This is a genomic window from Sporosarcina sp. GW1-11 (genome assembly GCF_033088395.1).
Lineage (GTDB): Bacteria > Bacillota > Bacilli > Bacillales_A > Planococcaceae > Sporosarcina.
Genome location: NZ_JAPMIW010000034.1, coordinates 10,699 through 17,488, shown reverse-complemented (window position 1 = coordinate 17,488; position 6,790 = coordinate 10,699). Strand labels below are relative to the sequence as shown.

At 43.8% G+C, this 6,790-nt stretch carries 6 protein-coding genes and 1 pseudogene; 2 read left to right on the top strand and 5 right to left on the bottom strand.

Going from position 1 to position 6,790, the window contains the following annotated elements; translation table 11 throughout:
• Positions 1 to 311 precede the first annotated feature (311 nt).
• Positions 312 to 1,979 (bottom strand): arginine--tRNA ligase, encoded by a 1,668-nt coding sequence (gene argS / locus ORD22_RS14700; RefSeq protein WP_317646898.1) that lies wholly within the window; start codon positions 1,977 to 1,979, stop codon positions 312 to 314.
• The gene (locus ORD22_RS14695) at positions 1,976 to 2,392 is read right to left on the bottom strand and encodes a YwiB family protein (RefSeq protein ID WP_317646897.1); all 417 of its coding nucleotides are present in this window, start codon (positions 2,390 to 2,392) and stop codon (positions 1,976 to 1,978) included. The genes argS and ORD22_RS14695 overlap by 4 nt, the downstream gene beginning before the upstream one ends.
• Before the next feature lie 161 nt (positions 2,393 to 2,553).
• Here ORD22_RS14695 and ORD22_RS14690 point away from each other — a divergent pair, with 161 nt between their 5' ends.
• Positions 2,554 to 4,608, top strand: a complete 2,055-nt coding sequence (locus ORD22_RS14690; protein ID WP_411567662.1) for a transglycosylase domain-containing protein — start codon at positions 2,554 to 2,556, stop codon at positions 4,606 to 4,608.
• A 400-nt stretch (positions 4,609 to 5,008) separates the two neighbouring features.
• On the opposite strand, the gene ORD22_RS14685 is transcribed toward ORD22_RS14690, so the two are convergent.
• Positions 5,009 to 5,527, bottom strand: coding sequence for a YwhD family protein (locus ORD22_RS14685; protein WP_317646895.1), 519 nt, complete (start codon positions 5,525 to 5,527; stop codon positions 5,009 to 5,011).
• Positions 5,528 to 5,594: 67 nt separating this feature from the next.
• On the opposite strand from ORD22_RS14685, the gene ORD22_RS14680 reads away from it, so the two are divergent.
• Entirely contained in the window at positions 5,595 to 5,780 is a 186-nt protein-coding gene (locus tag ORD22_RS14680) for a 2-hydroxymuconate tautomerase (protein ID WP_317646894.1), read from the top strand.
• A gap of 216 nt (positions 5,781 to 5,996) precedes the next feature.
• Here the strand turns inward: ORD22_RS14680 and ORD22_RS14675 are convergent, their stop codons facing one another.
• Complete coding sequence (locus ORD22_RS14675; RefSeq protein WP_317646893.1) at positions 5,997 to 6,503, bottom strand: YwgA family protein; 507 nt, start codon at positions 6,501 to 6,503, stop codon at positions 5,997 to 5,999.
• A 17-nt stretch (positions 6,504 to 6,520) separates the two neighbouring features.
• Positions 6,521 to 6,790: pseudogene (locus ORD22_RS14670) on the bottom strand (hypothetical protein); the annotation flags it as partial.

Below are 6,790 nucleotides of genomic sequence, written 5' to 3'. Positions count from 1 at the left end.
TATAACAGCTGGCTTCCAGACGTGGAAGTCATGCCTGTAGAGGCTCCATGTCAAGTCGCCCTTTTGATAGAAATAGCAACGGAATAAACAAGCGGAAAGAGAATAGTGAGCGGTTTCTAAAGATGTCTACTTGACAGGGTGTAAGGCAACTCTAGCCATCCGCGCTATTCCCCTGTCCAACCGCACCAATCGTATCTAGGTAGAGGCAAAAATTAACAGTACATGCATGGAGCTTTACTCTAGATATATTTTACAGCTCACCAAAAACAGCTGGTCCGTTGTACTGCGGACCAGCTGCTGGGCTTTCTGAATTACATACGCTCTGGCGCTTCTACTCCAACTAGTTTCAACGCGTTTGCGATAGTTGTGCTAGTTGCGGTGATTAGGGCTAGGCGTGCTTCGGATAGTTCTTTGTTTTCTGGATCAAGAACTTTGTTTGCATTGTAGAAGCTATGGAATGCTGCAGCTAGTTCTTGGATGTAAGTCGTCACACGGTGCGGCGCGCGTAGGCGTGCTGCATCGCTAACTAGTTTCGGGAAGTCACCGAGTTTCTTCAATAATTCTAGTTCTTTTTCGTCTTGTAATTGTGTAACGTTATCTGTTGATGCCTGCATGTTCTGTTCTTTTGCTTGGCGCAGAATGGAACAAATACGAGCGTGTGCGTACTGTGCGTAATAGACTGGGTTTTCGTTAGACTTGGAAACGGCTAAGTCTAGGTCGAAGTCCATTTGCGCGTCACCTGAACGCATAGCGAAGAAATAGCGTACTGCGTCGAGTCCGACATCTTCGACTAGTTCGCGCAAAGTGACAGCTTTTCCTGTCCGCTTGCTCATCTTGAACTTTTCTCCGTCTTTATACAGCTGAACCATTTGAGCAACTTCAACTTCCAAAGTATCACGATCGTAACCTAGTGCTTCGATCGCCGCTTTCATACGTGGAATATAGCCGTGGTGGTCGGCTCCCCAAATATTGATGAGCTTATCGAAACCGCGCTGAAGTTTATCCTCGTGATATGCAATATCTGGTGTTAAGTACGTAAATGAACCATCTTGCTTAATTAGTACGCGGTCTTTATCATCGCCAAATGTTGTCGAACGGAACCATGTAGCGCCGCCTTCTTCAAAGACATGACCATTTTCACGTAATTTATTTAACGCAACTTCTATTTTTCCGTTTTTATACAATGACGTCTCAGAGAACCAGTTATCGAAATGAACACGGAAATCCGTTAAGTCTTTTTTCAACTTATCAAGTTCGATTTGTAAGCCGTGTTCTCGGAAAAACGCCAGACGTTCTTCTTCTGTGACATGTACATATTTGTCACCATATTTCTCTGCCAAGTCCTTACCAATTGCAATAATATCTGCTCCGCGATAACCGTCTTCAGGCATCTCTTTTTCAAGCCCCAACGCCTCGAAATAACGAACTTCGATGGAAAGCGCCAAGTTATTGATCTGGTTTCCAGCATCGTTTATATAATATTCACGTGCTACATCATAGCCCGCTTTGTCGAGGATGTTGCATAATGAATCCCCTAGTGATGCACCGCGCGCGTGACCTAAGTGCAAGTCGCCAGTTGGGTTAGCCGAAACGAATTCCACTTGCACTTTTTGTTGCTGACCACTTTCTGAACGGCCATAGTTCTCTCCTTGCTCCAGAACGGATTTGACGACATCCGCTAAACTATCCGACTTCACTTTAATATTGAGGAAGCCTGGTCCTGCAATTTCAATTGTTTCAATTGCGGTATTCGTCGTATCGAGATGTTCTAAAATAGCTTCTGCAATTGCACGTGGTGGCTTTTTCGCAAGCTTTGTTAATTGCATAGCGATGTTTGCTGCGTAATCACCGTTTTCTTTGTTCTTAGGTGACTCTAATTTGATCTCTGGAATATCCGGTGTGTCTACGAGTTTTGCCGTTTCTATCGCCAGTTTCAGCGCTTCCTTAATTTCGTGTTGAATCTGTTCTACTGCATTCATTGTGTTACCTCCGAGTAGGTTATTGTCAGTTCATAGCTTCCCAATACATTACCTTCTGCATGCAATTCATATGCTACTGCGAACCGTCCTTGCGTATACAGAAGACTTTTCGTGACGACCAATAAATCCATGACGGCTGGTCCATTGCCGTATGTTCCGATCCTTGAATCATCGGGACGGAATGGCAGTCGCATCTGTACGCCGCCTTTACGCATAATAAACGCGTCTTCCGCATGTAATTTTACGGTTGTATGCACGGTCGGCATACCTTCTAATTTTTCCTCAAACAGTAAGTAGTGTTGTCCTTTTTTCTCAATGATCTCTCCACTCGCCTGCAGATGATGTGTTTCCGCTGGCTGATCTGGATGTTGAATAACAGAACGGAGTTGTACGTCCACTTTTGGCGCTTCCATTCTTTCACCGCCTTATGTTACATAGATTTACTCATTATACACTTCAACCACCGCCACTTTCAATGTTACCGCGACTAATCTTTTTGCAGGCAACCGTTTAATCCTCCCTATTCCATCCCATACTGTCAAAAGATACTGAATGAAACGGGATGTGATGCTCAATGAAACGTACCGACTATATAAAATCCACTAATCGAAAAAGGTTAAAAAAACTCTTCTTTTCGCTTTCTATTATGCTGATTACCGCGGCTGTCACTGTGATGATCGCCCTCCGGATCTATGCGCAATTGCTCGGTGCTCCTTCACTGAGCGTTCCGAAAGCTTCGTTATTTTTAGATCATAGCGGACATCAGATTGGAGATCATTTCTCACAACAACGTCGCTATTGGATGGAGTTATCGGATATGTCTCCTTTTTTATCCGACGCCTTCATCGCGACGGAAGACCAGAAATTTTATTCGCATCATGGATTTGATTATAAACGGATTGCGGCGGCAGTTTTGAAAGACGTTAAAACGATGAGTAAAGCACAAGGTGCCAGTACAATCACCCAACAATATGCACGGAATTTGTATTTGACACATGAAAAGTCGTGGACACGAAAGTTTCACGAAGCATTATTTGCCTATCGTCTGGAAGTCTTTTACGACAAGGATACGATATTAGAAGGCTATTTAAATACAGTCTATTTCGGTCATGGGATGTATGGCGTGGAAGCTGCAAGTCGTTTTTACTTTTCCAAAGCCGCGAAAGAATTAACGCTTGAAGAAGCCGCCACGATTGCAGCGATTGCAAAAGGTCCTTCAATTTATTCGCCCCTTGCGAATCCGGAGAAGTCCCGGAATCGACAGCTTTTAGTGTTGAGTTTAATGGAAAGTGGCGGTTTCATTACAGAGACTCAAAAGGAACGTGCGAGTGCAGAGAAAATCGTGCTGAAAACAGAAAGCTGGGAAGATACGAAACAAGTAGCCCCGTACTTTCTCGATGCCGCTTGGCAGGAAGCGGAAGAAATCTTGATTACTAAAGGTCGCGTGCCTGCTGAAGGCGGATGGACGATTCGTACATCTCTCAATCAGCAACATCAGAAAACTGCTGAAGAAGTCATTCAGCAATGGATGCCCCCAAATGATTTGCAGCTTGGATTTGTCTCTATGGCAGCGGATACGGGCTTTATTACATCGATGGTCGGTGGGGTAAACTTTGCGGATAGTTCATTTAATCGCGTGACACAGGCGAAACGGCAGCCCGGTTCTGCGATGAAGCCCATTTTATATGCGGCCTCCCTTGAGAATGGATTTAATCCATTAACCTTTATGACAGCAGAAAAGACGGTCTTTACGTATGATGAAGGACGTTCGACGTATGAACCAAGCAATATCAATGGTGAATTTGCAGCGAAGCCGATTTCTTTAGCACAGGCGATAGCGATTTCGGATAATATTTTCGCAGTGAAAACATTAGAAAATGTAGGCTATAAACAATATACGAAGATGGCGCAACGTCTTGGAATAGATGTTGCGTTTCCCGAATCTCCGGCAGTAGCTCTCGGAACGTCTGACGTAACACTGTTAGAAATGACGACTGCGTATAATCGAATCGCATCAAAAGGCTTAGAAGTAGATCCACAAATGATTTTGTCGATTACGGATTCAACAGGCAAAGTTATTTATGAACATACGAAGAAGAAAAAAAAACAGATCATGTCCGCGCAAGATGCATTTGTGCTAACACATTTGATGACGGGCATGTTTGACCCAGTTTTTAGTGATTATTTATCCTCAACTGGGCTGTCGATGCGTCCAAAGCAAACACGTCCCTATGCAGCCAAGTCTGGAACTACGATTTCTGATCAATATTTAATCGGCTTCTCCCCTACATTGACAGCAGGTATCTGGACAGGGTTCGATCGCGGAAAGCAATTAGAGAATCTAGAAGACAAAGCCGCATCCAAAAAGATTTGGATCGACTTCATGGAAGCCGTGCATGCAGGAACCGCGCCAGAGCCTTTTCTGCCCCCTAAAGGCGTACAAGGCGTCATTGTTGATATTGAAACGGGCGGTGTCGCAGTCAATGAATGTCCGAAGCAACGATTGGTGTATTTGAAGGATAAAGATGTCCCAAAGAAATTATGTACGGATCGTTCACTACGCGAGCAACATTCTGGTGATGAAGAGAATTCGAAGTTGGAGTTATTTCCATTTTCCTTTTTTGAATGAAGACTTTATTAGGGGAACTTGTATGGGTGGGTTGGATGAGGGTGTTGCGGGCTATGAGCGCGAGACCAGGGTCTATGAGCGCGAGACCGAGGGCTATGAGCGCGAGACCAGGGTCTATGAGCACAACAAGCCATAATACACAAGAGAAAAAGACCTCGCTCTCCGAATCCGCGGAGAGCGAGGTCTTTTTGACTGCAATACAACCAGTGAATGAATTCACCCGCTTGGGTTTTGTGGCTTCATCAAACAATTAGTATGCAAAGCAGGTGTCCTAGATTACAGCAGCAAAGCTGTATGTTTAGTTTACTTCGTTTCATGCAGACATTCAACCTCAAAGAGACCACAAAACAATTTGTCACACATTTGACTTATTTGGTTGGAACCTTGCTAGGATAAATCCTTACTCCGTGCGTAATCCTTCATGCAATTCAGGTGTACTGCGTTCCCAAAGTTCCGCATTATGGTTTTGTAAAAAGTCTGCCAAAATCTTCTTCGAACGATCATCCATATCATCCACGATAATATGACGCTTCATCGATTTATCCATTCGGTTGACGTGATCAGCCAATACCTTATAGCCGCGTCGTTTTTCACGATTGACTACCATTTCACAAGCTGTAACGCCTGCGTAATACGGGCCTTCTTCACGGTAATCAATTGTTACCCAGACCAACCAATACGGTTTACCACCTTCCGAATCTTCGCGATTGGTCGTAAATTTAATGCCACGTTCTGTATCACTACGGGCATGCATCGCACCCATTTCTACTTGTGCAGTACCTGCTTCCACATCGATTATGACAGGTGAAATGTTTTCCAGTGACAATGATCCAATGCCAAACCCTTTATGACCATCTGTCGGGTCATTTTTAATAATCGTAAAGCCTAACTTTGGTTTCGAGTTTTTCTCACTCGCCATGTAAATCCACCTCTATCTCTGTTATTATATGTACTATACCTGAATCTTCTGCAAAGGAGGAAGTAAAATGCCATTCATTACTGTGAAAATGTTAGAAGGACGTACGGATGAACAGAAACGAGCGCTTTGTGAAAAAGTCACACAAGCGGTCGCAGAGACATCTGGCGCACCTGTCGAAAGAATTAGCGTCTACATTGAAGAAATGTCAAAAGACAATTTTTCTACTAGCGGCGTTAGAGAAAGCGATAAGTAATCAAACAAAAGGATTCTCGTCACGAGAATCCTTTTGTTAATGTAAAAAGTGAATGAGACAGTTGGGGAGCGAAAGCGAAGTGTTAGGATCACAGTGGCCTTAATTTCTGCAAAGACCGCAGAAATTAAGGCCAAGCTCACCGCGGACCCTCCTGAACGCGTCCGCCTGAAGCGTAGTGAAACGGGTATCCCCCCACCCACTCACTCACTCATTAATTCATCCAGCAGAAAGCTCTTGCAACTCTTCAATAAATTCAAATGCTTGATCCATTTCTTGCTCAGTAAAGTTCAACTTATTCTTCACAATACGCACCTTGGCTATTTGCTGTTCCTTGTCCAACTGATCGAAAAACAACAGCGTAGAAACTAATTCAAGGAAGCGGGATGATTTGCTGTTTAATCGCTCGATGCAATCTGGCAACTGCGTCCGTGGTTCTTCTGCAGTGTTCAAAAACATTGATCCCTCATCCGTCACTTGATAACAATATTGCTTATACGATCCTTTATCTTCAAAACGCTCCGCCAGAAAACCCATCTCGCATAATTCTTCCACGCGCAACGTCAATTCTTCTGAATACGGACCATACATATGAAGCTCATACTTTTCCACAAACGGGAAATTCATCTTTTTTAATATATAGACCATCTTTTGCATTTTTTTACGGCCATTCACTTCACTCGCCAACGACACAAACTGAACGATTTTTGCATGCTCTTGCAGCAACTCGTGCAACCCCTCTCTTAACCTTTTAACAACTCCAAAATTTTATCGTGTAACGGATTGCCGTTCACAAGTCGGTCCTCTGGATAATAAATTTTATGGTCTGTTCTACGCTTTCCAGATATGGCATCCACTACATCGGACATCCGTGAAAGTTCACGTAAATCTCCATTTTTCATTTGCAGATAAATCGGTACCCGCTCGTTTTCCTCGCCTGGACGATAGAAATCATAAGGCAAATCAGAGGAAGAATCCGTTACTAAATAATACTCTGGATCGAGTCCTGCTTC

Coding starts and splice junctions, on each gene's coding strand:
- ORD22_RS14690 (WP_411567662.1), top strand. CDS start 2,554: ATGAAACGTACCGACTATATAAAATCCACTAATCGAAAAAGGTTAAAA.
- ORD22_RS14695 (WP_317646897.1), bottom strand. CDS start 2,392: ATGGAAGCGCCAAAAGTGGACGTACAACTCCGTTCTGTTATTCAACAT.
- ORD22_RS14685 (WP_317646895.1), bottom strand. CDS start 5,527: ATGGCGAGTGAGAAAAACTCGAAACCAAAGTTAGGCTTTACGATTATT.
- argS (WP_317646898.1), bottom strand. CDS start 1,979: ATGAATGCAGTAGAACAGATTCAACACGAAATTAAGGAAGCGCTGAAA.
- ORD22_RS14680 (WP_317646894.1), top strand. CDS start 5,595: ATGCCATTCATTACTGTGAAAATGTTAGAAGGACGTACGGATGAACAG.